Genomic DNA, 21,887 nt, shown 5'->3' on the forward strand with positions numbered 1-21,887 from the left:
GCCCGGGGCGTACTGCCGGAGACTGCCCCTCCCAGCCTCGCACACCCGGAACTCCCGGATTCCTCGCCGGGACGGCCGGGGAGCAGGGCCCCTGGAACCGCCTCCCCGGCGGGCAGCCGCCCGTACAGCCGCCGGGCCGGGGCCCGGTTCCGCCGCCGTGCCCCCGTGTGGGCGAGCTTTCCCACGTGTGCGGCGGCGGCCTCCGGGCACCTGGCGGATATTGGATTTCCTCTGCGGTCCCGCAGTGCGCGCCCGCCCGGACGAGGAGGTAGCTGCCGTGACGACCCCCGCCGCATCGGAGGACCCGGGAAACGGACATCGAGGACCCGGCGGGGGAGGGGGGAGCGGTCCGGGAGGCGGCCGGGGCCCGGACGGACACCACGACCGGGCCCGTGACCCCCGCGAGGAGGCGGCGGTACCGGGCGATTCCGGGACCGGCGTCGTCACGACGGCCGTACCCGCCCGGCTGGACCGGCTGCCGTGGTCGCGCTGGCACTGGATGATCGTCATCGGCCTCGGCACGGTGTGGATCCTGGACGGCCTCGAAGTGACGACGGTCGGCAACATCGCGAGCCGGCTGTCGGAGGAGGGCTCCGGTCTGGCCATCACCTCCGCGCAGGTCACGGGAATCGCCGCCGCCCTCTACGTGGCGGGTGCCTGCTCGGGCGCGCTCTTCTTCGGATGGCTCACCGACCGGTTCGGCCGCAAGAAGCTGTTCATGGTGACGCTCGCGGTGTACCTCTGCGCGACGGCGATGACAGGCCTGTCCTTCAGCGCGTGGTGGTTCTTCCTCTTCCGCTTCCTCACCGGCTTCGGTATCGGCGGGGAGTACGCGGCCATCAACTCCGCGATCGACGAACTGATCCCCTCGAAGTACCGGGGCCGGGTCGACCTCATCATCAACGGCAGTTACTGGCTGGGCGCGGTCGGCGGGGCGCTGCTGTCGATCGTCATGCTGAACACGGACTACTTCCCGAAGGACCTCGGCTGGCGGCTCACCTTCGCCCTCGGCGTCGTCTTCGGCCTCGTCATCCTGCTTGTACGACGGCACGTACCGGAAAGCCCGCGCTGGCAGTTCATCCACGGGCACGGCGAGGACGCCGACCGGCTCGTCGGCTCCGTGGAGCGGGAGATCGAGAAGGAGAAGAACGAGAAGCTCCCGCCCCCGGCCGGTGAGATCACGATCCACGAGCGCAAGAGCATCGGCTTCGGACTCATCGCGAAGACCGTCTTCCGCAGCTACCCCAAACGCGCGGTGCTCGGACTCTCCCTGTTCATCGGGCAGGCGTTCCTCTACAACGCGATCACCTTCGGCTTCGGAGCCATCCTCACCACGTTCTTCGACGTCGAGAGCGGCCACACCGGGTACTACTTCGCGGTGATCGCGGCGGGCAACTTCATCGGCCCGCTCCTGCTCGGCAAGCTGTTCGACACGATCGGCCGGCGCGTCATGATCGCCGGTACGTACATCCTGCCGGGCATCCTGCTGTTCATCACGGCCTGGCTCTTCGACCGGGGCTCACTCACCGCCAACACTCTCACCGCGTGCTGGTGCGTCGTGCTGTTCTTCGCCTCGGCCGGGGCGAGCAGCGCCTACCTGACGGTCTCCGAGGTCTTCCCGATGGAGACCAGGGCCATGGCCATCGCCTTCTTCTACGCGATCGGTACGGCGGTCGGCGGGATCAGCGGCCCCCTCATCTTCGCCGACCTCACCGAGTCGGGCGTCCCTGGCGACACCGCTCTCGCCTTCTGCATCGGCGCGGGTCTGATGTGCGCGGCGGGTGTCGTCGCGGCGTTCCTCGCGGTGGACGCGGAACAGCGCTCCCTGGAGGACATCGCCGAACCCCTTTCCCAGACGGAGAAGAGTGGCGGCCCGTCCCCTGCGGGAGGTGCGCCGGGGTGAGGCGCGGGGCCGGACCGGAGGCGGCCCCCGGCGCCTTCGGCAGCGGGAAGGGCGCCCAGCGGTGCGGCCAGGGGCTCCGGGCCGCCTCCGGTGCGCGTAACCACCGCGTCCGCGTCCAGCCGGGAGCCCGCGCCGGAATCCGGTTGGCGGACCACGGCGACCGCTGCTACGTTCCCGGAGGCCGTGCGAGAGAACGAGGAGGTGGTACCCGTGAACGCAGTATCGACATGGGTGCTCCCTCCGGGGTCACGGCCGGACGGCAGGTCGTCCGGGAGCGCCGCTCTGAGCACTCCCGAAAGGCATGACCATGCAGTTCACTTCCGAACAGCGCCTCGACGACGGCGTCCTCGCACGCGAATTCACCCTCGGCGAGATCCCCGGCACCCTGTGGACGCCTGAGTCCGCCGCACCGGCTCCGCTGATCCTGATGGCCCACAACAACGGTCTGCCCAAGGCGGAACCCCGGCTCGTGGCCCGGGCCCGCTTCACCGCGCGGTGCGGTTACGCGGTGGCTGCCATCGACGCCGCCGGGTGCGGCGGCCGGCCCCGTTCCGCCGCCGACGAGCGGGCCCGCGCCGAGCTGCGCCGGGCGATGCGGGCCGGGGAGCCGCTCGACGGGATCTTCGAGTCCTTCATCGGCCCGCTGGTCGAGAAGGCTGTCCCGGAATGGCGGACCACCCTGGACGCCCTCCTCTCACTGCCCGGGGTCGGCGGCCCGGTCGGGTACTCCGGGTGGATGGCTCTCGGTATCCGGCTGGCGGCGGTCGAGCCGCGTATCGCGGCCGCCGGTTTCTTCGCCGGGGGGTACGTGCCCCGCGCCCAGTGCGAGGAGGCCCGGCAGATCACCGTTCCGCTGCTGATGCTGCTGCAGTGGGACGACGAAGGGAACCCCCGTCAGCGGGCCCTGGACCTGTTCGACGCCTTCGACAGCAGGGAGAAGACGCTGCACGCCAACACGGGCGGCCACACCGGCACCCCGTGGTTCGAGGTGGAGGACGCGAACCGGTTCTTCGGCCGGCACCTGAAGTGAGTCCTCGGCCGGGACCCGGAGCTGGTCTTCGCCCGGGATCCGGGGCGGGACCGGGCCGTAAGGCCGGCAGCGGACGGTGAGCGGCGCCGGGCGAGGTGCTGCTCGCCCGGGACGGGTCCCGGCTCCGCTCGGTCCGGTTCTCCGCACCGCGGGCCTCTGCCGAACCGGCGGGGGGCCGCGGTGCCCGATCGCGGGGACCGGGTTCCCGCGAGGGCGCCCACCCCGCTGTGCGACTGCACAAGGGACGGAGGTGACTGCCCGTCAGGTCCCGGCCGGTCTCGCTGTGGTCCGTGCCGTGGACGCAGAGCCGTGCCGGTCCTCGGGGGCGGTTTCCCTCCGGCAGGCCCTTGCCGGTGTCGTACCGTGACGGCTGACGTTCTTTGCCCAAGGGGTGCGAGAGTATGCGGACCGGAGCAGGGTGAGGGCGGCACGGGCCGACCCCTGGAGTCCGTCCGTACTGCCTGGGAGAGTCATGACAAGCAGGTTCACCGAGCTGGCCGTCGACTGCCACGACCCGGAGGGACTCGCGGCCTTCTGGTGCGCGGTCCTGGACTTCAAGGTGATCGACCGGGACGAGGGAGCGGTGGAGATCGGCTCCTGGGTGCCGGCCGTCGAGGATGTCCGGGCCCGTCAGATGCCGCCCACCCTGCTGTTCATCCAGGTGCCCGAGGACAAGGCCGTGAAGAACCGGCTTCACCTCGACATCAGCCCGATCGACGGCAGCACCGAGGACGAGGTGGCCAGACTGCTCGGCCTCGGTGCCACCAGGGCGGACGTGGGCCAGGGGCCGGGCCGGAGCTGGGTGGTCATGGCGGACCCGGAGGGCAACGAGTTCTGCGTCCTTCGCACCCTGGCGCCGTAGGACCGGGGCGCGGTTCTCCGGTGAGCCGGCCGGTGCGTTCCGGGCTGCTCGCAAGCGTCTGACCGGACAGGCCGTGGAGGGGCCCGGTAACGGGTCCTCGCCACCGCCCCGGCCAGGTGGCCCCGGGCCGCTCCCGTGCCGCCGCAGGACCGGGGCACACGCATCACGCGGGCGCGACACGCACGGCAGCCGGTGCCGGCGCTCCCTGCGCCCGCCCCGCCGGCTTCCGCTCCCGGCGTCCCGTCGGCGGCACGGAAGCCGTAGCCCGGTGCGGCCGGGACTCCCGAGAGCGCTCGCGCGCCGCCCGATCCGGCCGAACCTCAACGCCCGCGGACATGGGGCGGCCCACGCGACACCTCCCTGACCGGCGCCGCCCCGGACGGAACGGTGCCGCGCCACCATGGGCAAGACCCTCGTCCGCCGTACCGTCCCGTCGCCGCCAGGGCGGAGTCCGCCGGGGCCGAGAAGCTCGCGGCCGGGATCAAGGAGGCGCAGGACCCGGAGACGGGGCCCCGTCGGCTTGGCCGGTCTCGTGGGGTGAGGGGGTGCCCTCCGAGGGGGCCGCGGACCACCCCGCGCACGGCATGGGCGGCATGATGGCGGCGGAGGACGTGGACGGCCTGGGAAAGGCGTCCGGCAAGGCGTTCGGCACCGCCTTCACGCAGATGAGGACCGGGCACCACAAGGGTGCGGTGGAGATGGCGAAGAGGGAGAAGGCCGACGGCGCCCCTCCGGCGCCAAGAAGACGGCGGGTGCCGCCATCGCCTCCCGGACGGCCGGGACCACCCGGAAGAACAGCCTCCTCGGCAAGAGCTGACCCGCCTGCCATCAGGGCCGTACGTGCGGGCCTGCGTGTACGGCCCTGTCGTGTCCCCTTCCTCTCCTCCCTCTCCTCATCCTCGCGGAATACCCCAGGGGGGTATATGGTTTCCGGTGTGGACCTCGCAGAGGCGGATCACTCCGGACGGACAAGGGGATGACGGTCATGGATCACAGCGCACACCACGCCGGCACCACGCACGACCACGACGCGCACCGGACACCCGGAGCCCACGGCGGCCACCACATGGGCGGGGTCACGTGGAGGACCGCCATGAAGGCGACGCTGCACTGCCTGACCGGGTGCGCCATCGGTGAGATCCTCGGCATGGCGATCGGCACGGCCCTGCTGTGGGGCAACGTCCCGACCATGATTCTGGCCATCGTGCTGGCCTTCGTGTTCGGCTACTCGCTGACCCTGTTCGCGGTCCGTAAGGCGGGCTTGGGCCTCAAGGCCGCGATCAAGGTGGCGCTGGCCGCCGACACCGTCTCCATCGTCGTCATGGAACTGGTCGACAACGGGATCATCGCCCTGGTCCCCGGGGCGATGGACGCGCACCTGGACGAGGCCCTGTTCTGGACGTCCCTGCTGGGGGGTTTCGTGATCGCCTTCCTGCTGACGACCCCGGTGAACAAGTGGATGATCGGCCGCGGCAAGGGTCACGCGGTCGTCCACGCCTACCACTGACTCCGAGCGGTTGAAGCTGCCCGGCTGCCCTGCTGCCCGGCCGTCCGAGCCGATGTGCCGCCCGCGTTAACGCGTTGCCAACTAGTTTGCTAGGGCGGACAGTTGGGAAGCATGCGCTGCGTTGCGTCTGGAGGGCAGCAGAGATGAGAGTGACACTGTCCGTCGATGTCGGGGACAAAGACGTGGACGGAGCCCACGACGACCTCTACCAATGGCTCCGTCAGGACCCGGACCTGCGTGCGTTCGTCCGCCGTGAGTATCCCGCCGCCCCGCCGGACGGGGCCATGGGCGCCCTGGGGGAGCTGATCTCGCTGCTGCTGGCCCCCGGCGGTCCGACGGCGGCCGTGGGCGCGGCCGTCGTGGTGTGGCTCCAGGGACGCCGGGGCAGCCAGACGGTCACCCTCACCCTGCCGGACGGCACCCAGGTCGTGGTCTCCTCCGAGAAGGTGCGCGGGCTGACCGCCGAAGGCACCAGCGAGCTGGCCGAGCGGGTCGCCGCGGCGCTCCGGCAGGAGCGGGACCCCCGCCCGGTGCCGGGAACGCGCGGGGCGGAAGGGCCGGAGGAGGCGCAGGACGCCCGGGATGCAGAGAGGGCCCGGGAGGCAGAAGGGGACCGGGGCGCGGAGCGGGCCCGAGAGCCGGAGGGGTCCCAGGGGGCAGGTGGAATCCGGATGCCGGGAGGCGCCCCGCAGGGCACGGGGCGCGCCGGCCCGTCCGGAGAAGCGGGCTGACCGTGTTACCGGGAGACGCGAAGGACCTGCCGGCGAGAGCGGATCTGACGGCACCCGGCTGCCACGCGCTGGTGGTCGGGGCAGCCGCTCACCCGGGAGAACTGCTGCCCGCTCTGCCGTCCGCTCTCCGGTCGGCCCAGGACGTGGCCGAGACCCTCAGTACGGTGTGCGGCATGGGCGACCGGGTCACGCTGCTGACCGATCCGGCCTCGCCGGGCGACGTCCTGGAAGCGCTGACGACGGTCATCGCCCGGGCCGAGCCCACCGAGCAGCGGTACGAGCGCGGAACCGTCCTCCTCTACTTCGTCGGGCACGGGCTGCGAGGGCCCGGCCGACAGCTGTACCTGGCCACGGCGAGGACCAGGTCCCTGACCGACACGGCGCACTCCGTCCCCTACACGGAGATCGAGCGCTACCTGAGCGACGCCGCCGCCGACCCGGTGGTGATCCTCGACTGCTGTTTCGCCGGGAACGCCCAGGAGCCCGCCCGGCCGGCCGCCGCCGACCCGTTCGCCGGTGCCCGGCCCACCGGCAGCTACCTGCTCGCCTCGGCGATGCGCAACGCCTTGGCGTACGCCCCGCCGGACGCGGAGCACACCCTCTTCAGCGGCCACCTGCTCGCCCTGCTGAGGGAAGGCGATGCCGGCGGCCCGAAGTGGCTGACGCTGGGCGGCGTCTACCGGCTGCTCGACCAGCGGCTCCAGGGCAGCGCCGCCCGCCCCTACGGCGGTGGTACCGCGCGCATGAGCGAGCTGGCCCTCACCGTGAACCGGCGGTACGAGCCGCTGCCGGACCCGCACACCGCGCAGCGGGCGGCCGACGTCCCGGACCCCGACGCCGTCTGCCCCTACCCCGGCATCCTCCCCTTCCTCCCCGAGCAGCACCGGCTCTTCTTCGGCCGTGAGGAACTGACCCGGGAACTGCTGCACCGCGTCCGGCAGGCGCGACCCGGCGAACCGGTGGTCCTGGTGGGACCGTCGGGAGTCGGCAAGTCCTCACTCCTGAGGGCAGGGCTCGCCGTGGTCGCGGAACAGGCAGGTCTCGGTCCTGTGCGACTGGTGCCGGCGCCGGGTGACAGACCCTTCCGCAGGCTCACCGAGGAGTGGGCGGCGGCGGTGGGCAGGACGCCTTCCGACGTCGTACGGGATCTGGAGCGCGCGCGCTTCAGCCGGCCCGCGGAGCCGGGGGACGGGACCGGGGCCGGGCGGGCGCCGGGGCTCCTCGTCATCGACCAGCTCGAGGAGTACTTCACGCTCTGCCAGGACGAGGCCGAACGCGGGCGGTTCGCCGCCGCCCTCACCGCGGGAGCGGACGAGGAGCAGAGCGCGGGCGCGGCGGCGGGTCCGCGTATCGTCCTGGCGCTGCGTGCCGACTACTACGGCGATGCCCTGAGCGACCCCCGTCTGGCATCCGTCGTGCGGGCCGGCCACTTCGCCGTGCCCGCGCTGACCGACGAGGAGGTGGAGGCCGCGATCGTGCGCCCGGCGGAGCACGCCGGCCTGCGCTGGGAGGAAGGCGTCCCACAGCTCCTGCGGCGCGATGTGAACGAGGAGCGGCGCACCACGGGCGACGCGGCGGCGCTGCCCTTCCTCGCCTACGCCCTGCCCGAGATCTGGCTGAGGCGCCGTGGGCCGACTCTGACGTACGCCGGGTACGCGGCCGTCGGAGGCATACGGGGCGCGGTGGCCACGGCCGCCGACAGGATCCACGATTCCCTCGACGACACCGGCCGTGCGGCTCTGCGGAGCCTCCTGCTGGCCATGGTCCACGTCGCCGACGGCGAGGGGCGGCTGGTCCGCCGCCGGGTGCTCCCCGTGGAGTCGGCCGGGAAGGAGGACCTGCTGCGCCGGCTCGCGGACGCCCGTCTGGTCGTCGTGGACGAGGAGGGCGGGGCGCAGCTCGGCCACGACTCGCTGCTGCACGCGTGGTCGAGGCTGAGCGGCTGGATCGACGAGGTACGGGACGATCTGCTGAGGCTCCGCCGGCTGACGGCGGCGGCGGAGGGCTGGGCCGAGGCCGGACGGAAACCGAGCGGCCTCTACGGGGGCGATGCCCTGGAGGAGGCGAAGAAGCTCACCGCGGAGCACATCCGGCGGGACGGCCGGGTCCCGCCCGCCCGGGGCACCCGGCTGCTTCAGGGGCCGGTCCGGAAAAAGCAACCGGTCCGGAGAGAGCGGCCGGCCCGGGGAGACGTACCGGCGCGGGCGGCCCGGCACATGGACGCCGGTGGTCCGGCCGGTGCGGCCGCGTCCACCGTGGTCCGCGTACCCGTTCCCCCGGTGGTGGGGGAGTTCGTCACCGCGAGTGACCACGCGCAGCGCCGAAGACGCCTCGTCACACGTGCGTGGATCGCGTCCCTCTCGGTCCTGGCCCTGGTGGCGGTGTCCCTCTTCGGGTGGGCCGCCCATGAGAACGAGCAGGCGGAAAGCCGGGAGAAGACCCTGATCGCCAGGGAGCTGGCCGCCCGGGCCGGCGCCCTGCGGGAGCGCGACCCGCAGACCGCGCTCCGCCTGAGCCTGGCCGCCTACCGTACGGCCGTGATCCCCGAGACCCGTTCCAGCCTCTACGCTTCCTCGACGACCGTCACACCGGCCCACCTCGTGCCCGCGAAGCAGTATCGCGAGGCCGTTCTCGGCCTTGCCTACAGCCCGGACGGGAAGGTCCTGGCCGCGAGCCACCGGGAAAGGGAATCCGGCGGCGGCCGGGTCCAGTTGTGGGATGTGTCCGTGCCGACCAGGCCGGCCGAAGCGGGCCGGTTCGAGCTGAAAAGCAGTCCGGTCGTCGCTTTCCATCCGCGCTCACGGATCCTCGCCGCGCAGTCGGCGGACGAACTGACGCTGTGGGACACCGCGGACCCGCGGGAACCGAGACAGCTCGCCCTGGTGCGGCTCGCCCCCCTGCAGACGTACACGCTGGCCTTCAGCAAGGACGGCCGGACCCTCGCGGCGGGCAGCGGGAAGGGACTGCTGCGGCTGTGGGACGTGGGCGACCCCGCCCGGCCCACCCTGCGAGAGCAGCGGACGGTCGCCACGTCGCCCCTGATCTCCCTGGCCTTCACCCGGGACGGGGACCACCTGATCACAGGCAACAGCAACGGCGACGGGGACGCGGAGGGCGAGCAGCCCGCCCAGGTACAGCTGTGGGACGTCGGCGACCCGGACCGGCCCGTGCTGCGGGACACCGAACGGGCCGAGACGGTCATGGCGGTGGCCGCCCACCCCCGCCGTGACCTGGTGGTCGCGACCGGCGGATACGGGAAGGTCGCCTGGTGGGAAGTGAGGGACGGGCGGGAACTGCGACGTGTGGAGGCGGAGGAGTACAGGGACACCTGGGGTGACGACAACGGCGGCATACCGTCCCTGGCCTTCAGCGCGGACGGCAGGTTCCTGGCGGGAGCCGACCGCGACAACGGCGTCAAACGGATCGACGCCACCAGGAAGACGGCGGAACTGGTGGACGGTCTGCCCGGTGTGACGCTGCCGGTGGGCGAACCGTCCCAGTCGGTCGCCTACAGCCCGGACAGCAGGTATCTGGCGGTCGGCGAAGTCGGCGGAGAGGTGCGCCTGTGGCCCGACCGGCCCTGGGCGCCTGCGCTGAAGGGCGGTGTCCACCTCATGCCCCAGGCGGGCACCAGCGCCTTCAGCGCCGACGGCAGGCTGGTCCTCACCTCGCAGTACGAAGGCGAGGGCCGCACGACGAGCGTGTGGGACGTCAGCGACATCGAGGCGCCGAAGATCCGGTACACCCTGCCGGAGGGATGGGAGGCCAAGTTCTTCCTGACGCGCCGCGAGAAGCCGGTGTTCCTGGCCCACCACTGGGCCGGAGGGCTGGAGCACACCCTCCAGATCTGGCAGCTGGAGCCGGGCGGGGCCGTGAGGAAAGGGGCCGGCATCCGGTTCACCGCCGACAACCCGAGCATCGCCGTGAGCCCTGACGGCATGCTCCTCGCGGTGGGCTCGGACGAGGAACCCGTCACCACGCTGTGGGACCTCGGCGACCCGGCAAAACCCGTGCGCCGAGGTGCCGTCGAGGTGAGGGCGAGCAGTGCGCTCGGGAGCTCGGGAAGCCTCTGGTTCGCCGGAGAACAGTCCCTGGCGACGACGGAGGGAGGCCGGCACATCAGGTTCTGGGACGTCTCCGACCCCTCCCGCCCCCGCAAGGGCGGACGCATCAAGGACGCGGCGTCGATGGCCGGCGCGATGTACCACGGCGCGTCCCGGCTGCTCGTCACCGAGGCGGTGGGGGACGAGGTCAGGCTCTGGGACCTCTCCCGGCCCGCGCATCCCGTCAAGGGCGGTGTGCTTCCGGCCGCACCCGAAGGCTACTTCCCCATGGGCAAGGGACGACTGGCGACGGCACTGGCCGACGGGAGCGTCGAGTTCTGGGACGTCTCCGATCCGGCGCACCCCAGGAGGACAGGCCACGACCTCCTGTTCGACCATGCGGTCGGTTCGATCGACATGGCCTTCGACGGCCGCCACGTGGTGACGAGCGGGCCCTATCGTCTGTGGTCCATAGGGAAGGACGGGCGGTGGAACACCCCCGAACTCTTCACGCTGGAGAACGCGCAAACGGTGCACGTGCCGCCCGGGGCATCGCCCGGGGGCTCGCGCTGGCTGGCCGTCACCACGCACGACACCACCGGCATGACGCCGGAGACGACCTACGTACTCGACTTCGACACCGACGGTCTCTACGAGGACCTGTGCGCCTCCTACCCCTCAAGCGTCTTTGAGGAACGGTGGCGTCAGATGCTCCCGCACCTGACCTACCGTGAGTCCTGCGCCTGAAGGCCCGCACCGGGCCGGACCCGACGGCCACCACCGCGCCGGGCGGGGACCACCGGCACCCGCACGCCTCGTGACGGGACGTCCGGCGTCAGCGCCGTCGGTGTCCGTGCCGCCGGTGTCCGTGCCGCCGGTGTCCGTGCCCGTGAGGGGAAAGTCCGCGAAGTCCCTTCGGAACAGGCCCTTCGTTCCTATGATCGATTCTGCCTCCCGGACGTCCGGGAGACCGACAGGAGGAGGGGCTGTGTCGGACATGTCGAGACGCAAGCTGCTGGGGTACACGGGGACGGCCGCGGCGGGGGCCGTGTTCGCTTCCGCCGCTTCCGCCGAGGCCGCGGAGACGGGCACGGACACGGACGAAGCCCGCACCACGGCGACCGAGTTCATGCACGGAACCGATTTCTGGGCCAGCGCGAGTATGGCCGAGAGCGACCTGATGATGGAGATGAGCTTCAAGCTCCGCGTCGACCAGCCGAACGGCTACCCGTCCGCCCAGCACATCACGCCCCTTGAGGTGGCCCAGGCGCTGTCCGCCCTGGCGCAGTCCAAGGGCTGGCCGCCGCTCACCTTCTACGGCACGCCGCCCCCCGTCGCGGTGAACTGACGTCAGGCACGCCCGGCCGCCCGCACCTCCGGTCCCGAACGGTGACTCGGACCGCGCCGCTCACCTGGGCATGGGCCGGAAGTGAAGGCGGCCTTCGCCCGGCCCTCCGCTCCCCGCAGGGATACGGAACCGGCCGGAGGCCGCTGACAGGAGTGCGGTGTACCGCGAGGCCCGGCGCGGAGCGGCCCCGGAAGCACCACACTTCCGGGGCCGGTCCCACACGTGCTCGTCCGCCCGGCGGGAGAAGCCCAAAGGCGGCCCGAGGGCCCGGATCCGGCCCGGTCCGCACGCTCTTCGACCCTCCGCACGAGAGGCGCGGGCCCCGGCACGGCAGCGGTGGCTTCGGCTGCGTACACCGCCCCCACCGACGGCAGCGCCCCGCCGGCCCCGGCCGGCCCGGCACGGGCAGCCCGTCCGCCTGCGGGGCGGACGACCCGGCCATGGCCCCCGGCCCGGAGCCGCGCGGAGCCCCCGGCCCCCTCGGCCCGCACCGTTCCCTCGACCGCCCGGCAGGCCGGAGGGCGGGCCGGAGGGCGGGCGGTCCCGGCCGGGCAGGAACGACCGGACGCCGGGACCGGACGCACCCGCTCCGCCGACAGGCCGGCGCGGTCAGCCCAGCAGACGGCCGAAGTGGACCGCGGAGGGGGCCACGCCCAGGCTCGCCTCGCCGAAGGAGACACTGCCCCGGGCCACCGGGCCCGCGCTGCCGCCCTTGAACAGCCATACGCCGCCCTGACCGGCGTTCTCGTCCGGAGCGGCCACGGCGAGGGTCGCCGGCACGCCCTCGGCGGCACTCACGACGTGGACCTCGCCACCGAACGCGTCACCGTTCTCGTCGACGCCGGGGACGTCCGCCGTCGACTGGCCGATCACCCGGGTTCCGGTGCCGGTGACGCCCGAGGCGCGCCCCTTGAACACCAGCACCCCTCCGGCGTCCTTCGCCCCGCCCACGTCCTCGCCCGGCAGGCCGACGACGACCTCGCCGTAGCCGTCACCGTCCAGGTCCCCGACCGCCGCACTCGCCCCCATCCTGTCGCCGATCTCGTCGGCACCGGGCACCCCGGCCGTGCTCTGGGTGATCCAGGACGGCTTCAGCGCGGTGTTCTGCCCCTTGGGACCTCCGTAGGCGACCGCCACCGCGCCGCCCTTGCTCGGGAAGTCGACGTCGCTGTCCATGCCGGTGGGCTGCCGGGTGAAGACCAGGTCCGGGTAGGCGTCCCCGTTGACCGAGCCGACGGTCACCGTGGAGTGGGTGAGGTAGGTCCCCGGGGCGGCGAGGATCTGAGTCTCCGTGAAGCCCGTGCCGGTCGACAGGTACAGCGACGTCCCGTCGCAGTCCGGCTCGTCGCTGCAGCCGCTGCGCACCAGCAGGTCGTCCTTGCCGTCGTTGTTCATGTCGGCGGCCTGCACGCTCTCCAGGACGCTGTCGACGTCGGCGGGCACGGCCGTACGCGTGCTCCCGGCCGTCCCGTCCGCGCCGATGTCCTCGCTCAGCACGACCTCCCCGCCCCATGGGGCCCGGTCGATCCCGGCCACGTCCGTCCGGCCGTCCCCGTCGAAGTCACCGACCGCGTTCCCCGGGCCGTGGAACTCCACCGCCCGGGTCGCCGGCCCCCGCGCCCCGCCGAACAGGATGACGCTCGTGCCGTCCCCGGCCGAGGCGAGCAGGTCGGTGTATCCGTCGCCGTCGATGTCGGCGGCCGACGCCGCCCCGAAGCGGCCGTTCGCCGTGGCCGCCCCGGGCACCCCGGCCGAGTTCTGGCTGATGATCCGGTGCCGTGCCGGGCTGATGCCCTTCGCGTCACCCGGGTACACGGCTATGTACCCGGCCTTCGCGATGCCCGAGACGGTCCCCTCGGGCACCGGGACGAACAGGTCCTCGTACCCGTCCCCGTCGAAGTCGACGTGCTGCCCCGGCACGGCCGAGGACCCGGCGGCCGCGGCCGTGCCGGAGAAGGTGAGCGGCGCGGCGGCCGCGAGCGCCACGAAGGCCGCTGACGCGGTACGGAATCTGCGGATCTGCATGGTTCATCCCTCTGGGGTGCGAAGCGGTGAGTGGAACAGTGGCCGGCGGGGTGCCCGGACCGCCGCAGCCGTTCCCGCCGGCCGTCGCCCCCGCTCTCCAAGGAAGACGGCCGGCACGGCACAAGGTTGCGCCGGACGCCCGGGAACAAGGCCGCCGTGCCGGTGCGGAGGGCCCGGCACGGCCCTCGACCACGCCGGCAGCACCGCCGGAGCCACCGCCGCGAGCGTGAACACCGCCGACGGCGGCAGCGCCTCGCGGTGGGCCCGTCGGCGAAGAGCCTGGCGAGGACGCTGCCGGCCGGGACCAGCTCCCGGCCCGCCGCCACCCCCTGCCCGGTCCGAGCCGCCACCACCCCGGAAAGCGCCCGACGCGGGCCGGGCCGCCACCCGGCCCTCCACCAGAGCGGCTTCGCAGGGGTCACCTCCCGGCCTCCGGCCAGGTCCGGCCGGTGGCCGTACAGCCCGGAGGCGAAGGCACCGTCGTACCGTGGGGTGCAGAGGGGGCGGGGTGCAGAGGGGCCAGCCCGTCTCCCGGCCGGGCGAAGCGTATCCGGGCCGGCGGGCGGGACGGGCGGCCCGGACAGCCGTCGCCGACGTACGGATCGCAGCCCTCGGCCTCCCCGGACACGGTGGACGGCCGTGTCCGGGGAGGCCCGGCCGCGCACCGGTACGGGCACACCACCGGCGGCCAGGGACGTGAGGAGGGAGACGCGTGTGGGGCTCTCACCGCACGGAGGCGGGGGAAGGACCGTGCCGCGGTGGTCGCGGCACGCGGGCGCCGGCCCCGGAGGGGCACATATCGGCGCCACCACGACGGGCCGTGCCGAGGCCGGCCGCGAGGGCGTTAAGGAGAGTGTGAGATGTCGTATCCGGAACCGCGGTACACCGACGGCGAAGGCGAGATCAGTGCCACCTACCGGCCCGCAGGCACCCCGCCGGACCTGCTGCCCCGCGGCGGCGGAAGCACCCACTACCTGGCGACGTCCGAGACGACGCACGGGGAGTTCGGGCTGTACCGGATCAACATGGGTCCCCGGGCGGGCGGACCCGCCACCCACTTCCACCGGACGATATCGGAATCGTTCTTCATCCTGGACGGCACGGTGCGCATCTACGACGGGGAGCGCTGGACGGACGCCGCCGAGGATGACTTCGTGTATGTGCCCCAGGGCGGCCTGCACGCCTTCCGCAACGACTCGGACGCGCCGGCGTCGATGCTGCTGCTGTTCACCCCGGGTGCTCCACGCGAGGAGTACTTCGAGAAGGTGGCGAAGGTCTCCGACTGGCCGGAGAAGCAGCGGGCCGAGTTCTTCTTCCGGCACGACACGTACTGGACCGGCTGAGGGCCGGGGCGCGGACTCCGCCGGGGCGAGGTCTTCGGGCCGGGTCCGGAGGTCCCGGCCACTCCTCGCCTGCGATCACTCTCGGTTACTATGCTCACTTCATGCCGGAGGCCGGCAGTAAGGGGCGCGGCACCATCGACGGTCTGTTCGGGGAGCGCGGGAGATCGGCTTGCTGGCCGAAACTCCCCAGATTCTCCCCAGCGCTTTTGGCCCGTGTTCCCGGCCCCTAAGCTCCGGAGAAGTCTTCCGTGGATTGCAAGGTTAAAGAGATGGGTGGCCTGGGAAAGTGTTGGAAGAGGTCGTAGCGACCCGCTATGTCACGCCTCTGCGTGAAGGTGGATCGCTCCCCGGGATCGTCGAGGCCGACGACCTGGGCACGTACGTCATGAAGTTCACCGGAGCGGGGCAGGGGCGCAAGACCCTGGTCGCGGAGGTCATCTGCGGGGAGCTGGGCAGGAGGCTGGGGCTGCGGATCCCGGAACTGGTGACCATCCAGCTCGACCCGGTGATCGGTCTCGCCGAGCCGGACCAGGAGGTGCAGGAGCTCCTGAAGGCGAGTGCCGGACTGAACCTCGGGATGGACTACCTGCCCGGCTCGCTCGGTTTCGACCCGCTCGCCTACGAGGTCGGGCCCGAGGAGGCCGGCCGGATCGTCTGGTTCGACGCGCTGATCAACAACGTCGACCGCTCCTGGCGCAACCCCAACATGCTGGTCTGGCACGGCGACTGCTGGCTGATCGACCACGGCGCCACCATGATCTGGCACCACAACTGGCCGGGGGCCGAAGCCTCCGCGGCGAAGCCGTACAACGCGTCCGACCACGTGCTGGCCCCCTTCGGCCCGGACATCGCCGCCGCGGCCGCGGAGCTGGCCCCGCTCGTCACCGAGGAACTGCTCACCGAGGTGGCCGCCGAGGTGCCGGACGCCTGGCTGGCGGACGAGCCCGGTTTCGGGACGACGGACGAACTGCGCCGCGCCTACGTAGCGCCCCTGCTGTCCCGCGCCGCGGGCATCCACGAGCGCGTCGTCATGGAGGCGCCGACGAGGACGCGCCCCTCGCAGGCCCCCGGGTGGCTCACCGAGCACCTCGCCCCCTGGCCCCACCCGACGAAGCAGGACCGCGCCGCGCAGGCGCACACCGGTCCCGCCACAGAGGAGGCCGGCCGATGAGCGGACGCGACGTCTTCGAGTACGCGGTGCTGCGTGTGGTGCCCCGTGTCGAGCGCGGCGAGTGCTTCAACGCCGGAGTCCTCGTCTACTGCCGGGCCAGGTCCTTCGTCGCCGCGCGGACGCACCTCGACGAGCGCAAGCTGCTGGCGCTCGACCCCGCCGCCGACGTGGTCGGGGTACGGGCGGCCCTCCGCGCGGTCGAGGGGGTCTGCGGCGGGGGCGACGCCGCGGGCCAGGCCGCCGGTGACGACGCGGGACGGCGGTTCCGCTGGCTGATCGCGCCGCGCTCCACGGTGGTCCAGCCCGGCGCCGTGCACAGCGGTCTCACCGCGGATCCGGAAGCCGAGATCGGCCGTCTGCTCGACCTCCTGGTGCACTGATCCCCTCCGGCGCCGCCCTCCCCGGACCGCGGGACGGCGGCGCCGCGCGGTGTGACATGCGTCCGTGCCTCCGTGGCCCGTTGACACCGGGTGCCAGGGCTTCTAGCGTCTCGTCTGCTGAAGGTACTAAGCGGTTGCTCAGTTATCGGGAACTTCCTGACGTCCGCTGAGCCGCGATCCAAGGGCGAGGAGAACCAAGCATGTCCACCACCGAGCAGCGCGTCGCCATCGTGACGGGAGCGGCACGGGGCATCGGCGCCGCCACCGCCGTACGTCTGGCGGCCGAGGGCCGTGCCGTCGCCGTACTCGACCTCGACGAGGCGGCGTGCAAGGAGACCGTCGAGAAGATCACCGCCGCCGGGGGCACCGCCCTCGCCGTCGGCTGCGATGTGTCGGACGGTGCCCAGGTGGAGGCTGCCGTCGCGCGTGTCGCCGCCGAGCTCGGCGCCCCGACGATCCTCGTGAACAACGCGGGCGTGCTCCGCGACAACCTGCTCTTCAAGATGAGCGAGGACGACTGGGACCTCGTGATGAACGTGCATCTCAAGGGCGCGTTCCTGATGGCCAAGGCCGTCCAGTCGCACATGGTGGAGGCCAAGTTCGGCCGCATCGTCTCGCTGTCCTCCTCCTCGGCGCTCGGCAACCGCGGCCAGGCGAACTACTCCGCCGTCAAGGCCGGCCTCCAGGGCTTCACCAAGACGCTGGCCAAGGAGCTCGGCAAGTTCGGCGTCACCGCCAACGCCGTCGCGCCCGGATTCATCGTCACCGAGATGACCGCCCAGACGGCGGCCCGGGTCGGCATGGGCTTCGAGGAGTTCCAGGCCGCCGCCGCCACCCAGATCCCGGTGCAGCGGGTGGGCCGTCCCGAGGACATCGCCAACGCCATCGCCTTCTTCACCGGGGACGACGCGGGCTTCGTCTCGGGCCAGGTCATGTACGTCGCCGGCGGACCGCTCAACTGACGACCCGGGAAGGGCAACGGACATCATGACTGTGCAGGACAGTGGCAAGGTCGCGCTCATCACGGGTGCGAGCCGGGGCATCGGCTACGGGATCGCCGAGGCGCTCGTCGCCCGGGGCGACCGCGTGGTCATCACGGGCAGGGGCGAGGACGCCCTCAAGGAGGCGGTCGGGAAGCTCGGCTCCGACCGCGCCCTCGGCATCGCGGGCAAGGCGCACGACACGGGCCACCAGGCGGAGGCCGTCGAGAGGGCCATGGAGGCGTTCGGCCGGGTCGACTTCCTGATCAACAACGCCGGTACGAACCCGGTCTTCGGCCCGATGGCCGAACTCGACCTGAACGTCGCGCGCAAGGTCTACGAGACCAACGTGATCTCCGCGCTCGGCTTCGCCCAGCAGACGTGGAGGGCGTGGCAGAAGGAGAACGGCGGTGCGATCGTCAACATCGCCTCCGTCGCCGGGGTCTCCGCCTCGCCGTTCATCGGCGCGTACGGCATGAGCAAGGCCGCCATGGTCAACCTGACCCTCCAGCTGGCGCACGAGTTCGCACCCGTCGTACGGGTCAACGCCATCGCCCCGGCCGTGGTGAAGACCCGCTTCGCCGAGGCGCTGTACGAGGGCCGGGAGGCGGAGGCGGCGGCGGCCTACCCCCTCGCCCGGCTCGGGGTCCCCGAGGACATCGGGGGTGCCGCGGCATTCCTCACCTCCGGCCAGTCCGACTGGATCACGGGGCAGACGCTGGTGGTCGACGGCGGTATTTTCCTGAACGCGGGCGTCGCCTGAGAACGTCCTGGGACGTTTTGGCACCGATTGACTCAAGTGCCCTGCCAGGCCAGCTGGTTGGCCTGGCAGGGCGCTGCGGTATGGTCTGCCGACCCATGGCTGATCGAGGAGCGTGCACGTGTTCTACCGGGCCAGTCTGCAGGCTGCTGCAGCCCTTGCTTCCCTCTCTCTGGTGGCCGGCTGCGGCCTGTTGTCCGACAGCGGTTCGGAGACGAGCCAGCAGATATCCGTCGGGACGACCAGCTCCCCCTCGACGCTCGATCCGGCAGCGGCCTGGGACGGCTCCTGGGAGCTCATGCGGAACGTGTTCCAGACACTGGTGAGCTTCCCGACCGGTGCGACGAGCCCCGCGCCCGACGCCGCGGAGTGCGAGTTCACCGACAACACGAGCATGGCCTACCGGTGCGAGCTCCGCGGCGGCCTCAAGTTCTCCAACGGCGAGAAGCTCGACGCGGAAGCCGTGAAGTACTCCATCGACCGGATCCTCAAGATCAAGGTCAAGGGCGGCCCGGCCGGCATGCTCGGCTCTCTCGACCGGGTGGAGACCAAGGACGACAACGTCGTCGTCTTCCACCTGAACAAGGCCGACGCCACGTTCCCCTTCATCCTGGCCACCCCCGCGATGTCACTCGTCGCCCCCGGCGACTACCCGGCCGACAAGATCCGCGACGACGGGAAGGTCACCGGCTCCGGTCCCTACGTCCTGGAGTCGTACGAGGCCGGGAACAAGGCCGAACTGACGAAGAACCCGGAGTACAAGGGCTTCGCCGACCGCAAGAACGACGCGGTCACCATCCGGTACTTCAAGGACTCCGAGCCCATGGTGGAGGCCCTGAAGAACGACGAGATCGACGCCACCTACCGAGGGCTGACCGCCGAGGAGGTCGTCGCCCTCGAGGACAACAAGAAGGACAACAACGGCCTCCAGGTCGTCGAGACCGTCGGGGCCGACATCCGCTTCCTCGTCTTCCACCCCGACGACCCGGCGGCCGGCAGGCTCCCGGTCCGCAAGGCCGTCGCCCAGCTGGTGGACCGGGACGCCCTCGTCGCCAAGGTCTACCAGGGCACCGCCGAGCCGCTGTACTCCATGGTCCCCAAGGGCATCGCCGGCCACACCACCAGCTTCTTCGACACCTTCGGCGACCCGGACGCGGACAAGGCCGCGCGGATCCTCGCCGAGGCGGACATCAGCACCCCGGTCCAGATGACCCTCTGGTACACGACCGACCGCTACGGTTCCTCCACCGGGCCGGAGTTCGAGGAGCTGAAGCGCCAGCTGGAGGCGTCCGGGCTCTTCAGGATCAAGCTGAAGAGCGCTCCGTGGACGGCGTTCCAGGAGGGCTTCACCAAGGGGGAGTACCCGGCCTTCGGGCGCGGCTGGTTCCCGGACTTCCCGGACCCGGACAACTTCATCGCCCCGTTCGTCGGCCCGGACAGCGTCACCGGTACGCCCTACCTCTCCAAGGAGATCACCGAGGAACTGCTGCCGGCGTCCCGCAAGGTGAGCGACCGCGGAGCCGTCTCCAAGGAGTTCAAGCGGGCCCAGGAGGTCCTCGTCGAGGACGTACGGCTGCTGCCGCTGTGGCAGGGCAAGCTCTACGTCGCGGCGGGCGAGGACATCGGCGGCGGGGAGCGCGCGCTCGACCCGCAGACGGTTATGCAGCTGTGGGAGCTCTACCGCAAGCAGAGCTGGTAAGAGGGCCGGACGGCTCGGGCGGCGGCGTTGTCGGTGGCAGCCGGTAGGTTCTGTGAGCAAGAACCGATTGCTTACCGGAGGTTGTGGACGTGACCGACACCGACCTGCTGCCCGAGTCCTGGCGCGGCGTCCTCGGCGAAGAGCTGCAGAAGCCCTACTTCAAGGAGCTCATGGAGTTCGTCGAGGAGGAGCGGGCCAAGGGGCCGGTGTACCCGCCGCGCGACCAGGTGTTCGCCGCGCTGGAGGCGACCCCCTACGACCAGGTGAAGGTCCTGGTGCTGGGCCAGGACCCGTACCACGGTGAGGGGCAGGGGCACGGGCTCTGCTTCTCGGTGCGGCCCGGGGTCAGGACGCCTCCCTCGCTGCGCAACATCTACAAGGAGATGAACGACGAGCTCGGCCTGCCGGTCCCGGACAACGGCTACCTCATGCCGTGGGCCGAGCAGGGCGTCCTCCTCCTGAACGCGGTGCTGACCGTCCGGGGCGGCGAGGCGAACTCGCACAAGTCCAAGGGCTGGGAGAAGTTCACGGACGCGGTGATCCGCGCCGTGGCCGACCGGTCCGACCCGGCGGTCTTCGTCCTCTGGGGCAACTACGCGCAGAAGAAGCTCCCCCTGATCGACCAGGAGCGCCACGCGGTGGTGAAGGGCGCGCACCCCTCGCCGCTGTCCGCGAAGAAGTGGTTCGGCTCCCGCCCCTTCACCCAGATCAACGAGGCGGTCGCCGCACAGGGGCACGAGGCCATCGACTGGCGGATCCCCGACCTGGGCTGACCGAGGCCGCCGCGGGCCGTCCGGCCCGGACGCCCCGCGCGGCGGCCGCGGCGCCGCTCCACGCGAAGGAGCCGCCTCGCCGGGAAGGGTCCCCTCGGTCCTGGAAAGGGCCGCCTCACCAGGAGGGGGACGGCGGGGTCTTCCCGGCCCTCCCGCCGGGAGGGCACGCCGGGCCCCGCGCCTGCGGCACGATCCACCGGACAGGATCTAGCGTCGGACCGACCGGGCCCTCCGGCCCGGGCCGGACCGGCATCAGGGAGACCTCTGTCGTGGAGCAGTGGGAAGCGTCGAAGGACACCGTCCTGACCAGGATCGGCCAGGCGGTCATGCTGCTCCACGGCGGGGACCGGGAAGAGGCCCGCAACCGCTTCGGCGCCCTGTGGGCGGAGATCGGCGAGCGGGGCGACGCCCTGCACCGCTGCACCCTCGCGCACTACATGGCCGACACGCAGGACGATCCGGAGGACGAACTCGCCTGGGACCTCCGGGCACTGGCGGCGGTCCGGGCGGCGGACGGCGTACCGCGGGCCGGGCAGCGGGACATGCCCGCTGTACGGGCCTTCCTCCCCAGCCTCCACCTCGGCCTCGCGGCGGACTACCTCGCGCTGCGGCGCCTCGACGCGGCCCGGACCCATCTGGACCGGGCCTGGGAGACGGCGGGGGAGCTCGACGACAGGGACCACCGGTACGGAGCGGGCGTCCGGGCCGCCATCGGGCGCCTGGAGCGGCGGCTGGACGGGCTCGGCGCGGGGGAGTGAGGGGTCAGACGCCGGTGGCGCCGTCGATCCGTTCCCGTACGAGGTCGGCGTGGCCGTTGTGCCGCGCGTACTCCTCGATCATGTGGGTGTAGATCCAGCGCAGGCTGAACGGCTCGCCCCGCCGGCTGAGACCGGCCGACAGGGAGTCCAGCCCGAGACCGGCGACATTCGCCCTGGCCGCCTCGATCTCGGCGAGCCAGGTGGTGCGGGCCTCCTCCCAGGTGTCCTCCTCCGTCACATGGAACTCCCCGTCCGGGTCCTCGGGGGTGCCGTAGAGGGGCGGGACCTCCTCACCCGCCGGCACCTCGCGGAACCGGCCCCGCTCGTTCTCGGCGAGGTGCCGTACGAGACCGAGCAGGGTGAACTCGGACGGGGGCACCGACGCCTGCCGGAGCTGTTCGTCGCTGAGCCCCGCGCACTTCGCGGCCAGCGTCGCGCGGTGGTAGTCCGGCCGGCCCTCCAGCATCTCCCGTTCGGCGGCGTCCAGGGCGGGTGAGGTCCGTTCGTCTGTCGTCATACCGCCCATCGTCGCCCGGTACGCCGGACGGTTCAGCCGAATTGTTCACCGGGCCGC

The 21,887-nt window shown here is 72.1% G+C and carries 18 protein-coding genes; 16 read left to right on the top strand and 2 right to left on the bottom strand.

Annotation, left to right across the window (positions count from 1 at the left end; genetic code table 11):
- Positions 1-277 precede the first annotated feature (277 nt).
- The 8 genes from CP967_RS29845 to CP967_RS29875 all read left to right on the top strand — a co-directional run bounded on the left by CP967_RS29845 (position 278) and on the right by CP967_RS29875 (position 11,424).
- Positions 278-1,903, top strand: coding sequence for an MFS transporter (locus CP967_RS29845; RefSeq protein ID WP_229888260.1), 1,626 nt, complete (start codon positions 278-280; stop codon positions 1,901-1,903).
- A 307-nt stretch (positions 1,904-2,210) separates the two neighbouring features.
- Complete coding sequence (locus CP967_RS29850; protein ID WP_150490946.1) at positions 2,211-2,933, top strand: dienelactone hydrolase family protein; 723 nt, start codon at positions 2,211-2,213, stop codon at positions 2,931-2,933.
- 472 nt (positions 2,934-3,405) lie between these two features.
- Positions 3,406-3,795, top strand: coding sequence for a VOC family protein (locus tag CP967_RS29855; RefSeq protein WP_150490947.1), 390 nt, complete (start codon positions 3,406-3,408; stop codon positions 3,793-3,795).
- Between the two features lie 335 nt (positions 3,796-4,130).
- Positions 4,131-4,775, top strand: a complete 645-nt coding sequence (locus CP967_RS35500) for a DUF305 domain-containing protein (RefSeq protein ID WP_150490948.1) — start codon at positions 4,131-4,133, stop codon at positions 4,773-4,775.
- Between the two features lie 5 nt (positions 4,776-4,780).
- A complete protein-coding gene (locus CP967_RS29865) occupies positions 4,781-5,302 on the top strand; it encodes a DUF4396 domain-containing protein (protein WP_150490949.1) in 522 nt (173 codons plus the stop codon).
- Between the two features lie 143 nt (positions 5,303-5,445).
- The gene (locus CP967_RS34170) at positions 5,446-6,033 is read left to right on the top strand and encodes an effector-associated constant component EACC1 (RefSeq protein WP_167535457.1); all 588 of its coding nucleotides are present in this window, start codon (positions 5,446-5,448) and stop codon (positions 6,031-6,033) included.
- Between the two features lie 2 nt (positions 6,034-6,035).
- Positions 6,036-10,823 (top strand): caspase, EACC1-associated type, encoded by a 4,788-nt coding sequence (locus CP967_RS29870; protein WP_167535458.1) that lies wholly within the window; start codon positions 6,036-6,038, stop codon positions 10,821-10,823.
- A gap of 250 nt (positions 10,824-11,073) precedes the next feature.
- On the top strand, positions 11,074-11,424 hold the full coding sequence (locus CP967_RS29875; RefSeq protein WP_229888261.1) for a hypothetical protein: 351 nt from the start codon (positions 11,074-11,076) through the stop codon (positions 11,422-11,424).
- A gap of 609 nt (positions 11,425-12,033) precedes the next feature.
- Here the strand turns inward: CP967_RS29875 and CP967_RS29880 are convergent.
- The gene (locus CP967_RS29880; RefSeq protein WP_150490952.1) at positions 12,034-13,449 is read right to left on the bottom strand and encodes an FG-GAP and VCBS repeat-containing protein; all 1,416 of its coding nucleotides are present in this window, start codon (positions 13,447-13,449) and stop codon (positions 12,034-12,036) included.
- A gap of 860 nt (positions 13,450-14,309) precedes the next feature.
- Here CP967_RS29880 and CP967_RS29890 point away from each other — a divergent pair.
- The 8 genes from CP967_RS29890 (at position 14,310) to CP967_RS29925 (ending at position 21,313) form a co-directional block, all read left to right on the top strand.
- Positions 14,310-14,792: a cupin domain-containing protein gene (locus tag CP967_RS29890; RefSeq protein WP_150490953.1), complete on the top strand. Its 483-nt coding sequence runs from the start codon at positions 14,310-14,312 to the stop codon at positions 14,790-14,792.
- Positions 14,793-15,078: 286 nt separating this feature from the next.
- Entirely contained in the window at positions 15,079-15,963 is an 885-nt protein-coding gene (locus CP967_RS29895) for a HipA family kinase (RefSeq protein WP_190175033.1), read from the top strand.
- On the top strand, positions 15,960-16,343 hold the full coding sequence (locus CP967_RS29900) for a DUF3037 domain-containing protein (protein ID WP_150490955.1): 384 nt from the start codon (positions 15,960-15,962) through the stop codon (positions 16,341-16,343). Before CP967_RS29895 ends, CP967_RS29900 begins: the two co-directional genes overlap by 4 nt.
- Before the next feature lie 200 nt (positions 16,344-16,543).
- Positions 16,544-17,305, top strand: a complete 762-nt coding sequence (gene fabG, locus CP967_RS29905; protein WP_150490956.1) for a 3-oxoacyl-ACP reductase FabG — start codon at positions 16,544-16,546, stop codon at positions 17,303-17,305.
- A gap of 25 nt (positions 17,306-17,330) precedes the next feature.
- Positions 17,331-18,086: an SDR family oxidoreductase gene (locus CP967_RS29910; RefSeq protein WP_150490957.1), complete on the top strand. Its 756-nt coding sequence runs from the start codon at positions 17,331-17,333 to the stop codon at positions 18,084-18,086.
- Positions 18,087-18,204: 118 nt separating this feature from the next.
- A complete protein-coding gene (locus CP967_RS29915) occupies positions 18,205-19,782 on the top strand; it encodes an ABC transporter substrate-binding protein (RefSeq protein ID WP_150490958.1) in 1,578 nt (525 codons plus the stop codon).
- A gap of 89 nt (positions 19,783-19,871) precedes the next feature.
- Entirely contained in the window at positions 19,872-20,555 is a 684-nt protein-coding gene (ung, locus tag CP967_RS29920; RefSeq protein ID WP_150490959.1) for a uracil-DNA glycosylase, read from the top strand.
- A gap of 269 nt (positions 20,556-20,824) precedes the next feature.
- A complete protein-coding gene (locus CP967_RS29925) occupies positions 20,825-21,313 on the top strand; it encodes a hypothetical protein (RefSeq protein WP_150490960.1) in 489 nt (162 codons plus the stop codon).
- Between the two features lie 4 nt (positions 21,314-21,317).
- Here CP967_RS29925 and CP967_RS29930 read toward each other — a convergent pair whose 3' ends face one another.
- The gene (locus CP967_RS29930) at positions 21,318-21,830 is read right to left on the bottom strand and encodes a DinB family protein (protein ID WP_150490961.1); all 513 of its coding nucleotides are present in this window, start codon (positions 21,828-21,830) and stop codon (positions 21,318-21,320) included.
- Positions 21,831-21,887: the final 57 nt, after the last annotated feature.

It is taken from the genome of Streptomyces nitrosporeus, assembly GCF_008704555.1.
GTDB classification, from domain to species: domain Bacteria; phylum Actinomycetota; class Actinomycetes; order Streptomycetales; family Streptomycetaceae; genus Streptomyces; species Streptomyces nitrosporeus.

Excerpts from the sequence above, each read along its gene's own strand:
- CP967_RS29850 (WP_150490946.1), top strand. The coding sequence starts at position 2,211 with ATGCAGTTCACTTCCGAACAGCGCCTCGACGACGGCGTCCTCGCACGC.
- CP967_RS29855 (WP_150490947.1), top strand. The coding sequence starts at position 3,406 with ATGACAAGCAGGTTCACCGAGCTGGCCGTCGACTGCCACGACCCGGAG.
- CP967_RS35500 (WP_150490948.1), top strand. The coding sequence starts at position 4,131 with ATGGGGCGGCCCACGCGACACCTCCCTGACCGGCGCCGCCCCGGACGG.
- CP967_RS29865 (WP_150490949.1), top strand. The coding sequence starts at position 4,781 with ATGGATCACAGCGCACACCACGCCGGCACCACGCACGACCACGACGCG.
- CP967_RS34170 (WP_167535457.1), top strand. The coding sequence starts at position 5,446 with ATGAGAGTGACACTGTCCGTCGATGTCGGGGACAAAGACGTGGACGGA.
- CP967_RS29875 (WP_229888261.1), top strand. The coding sequence starts at position 11,074 with ATGTCGAGACGCAAGCTGCTGGGGTACACGGGGACGGCCGCGGCGGGG.
- CP967_RS29880 (WP_150490952.1), bottom strand. The coding sequence starts at position 13,449 with ATGCAGATCCGCAGATTCCGTACCGCGTCAGCGGCCTTCGTGGCGCTC.
- CP967_RS29890 (WP_150490953.1), top strand. The coding sequence starts at position 14,310 with ATGTCGTATCCGGAACCGCGGTACACCGACGGCGAAGGCGAGATCAGT.
- CP967_RS29900 (WP_150490955.1), top strand. The coding sequence starts at position 15,960 with ATGAGCGGACGCGACGTCTTCGAGTACGCGGTGCTGCGTGTGGTGCCC.
- fabG (WP_150490956.1), top strand. The coding sequence starts at position 16,544 with ATGTCCACCACCGAGCAGCGCGTCGCCATCGTGACGGGAGCGGCACGG.
- CP967_RS29910 (WP_150490957.1), top strand. The coding sequence starts at position 17,331 with ATGACTGTGCAGGACAGTGGCAAGGTCGCGCTCATCACGGGTGCGAGC.
- CP967_RS29930 (WP_150490961.1), bottom strand. The coding sequence starts at position 21,830 with ATGACGACAGACGAACGGACCTCACCCGCCCTGGACGCCGCCGAACGG.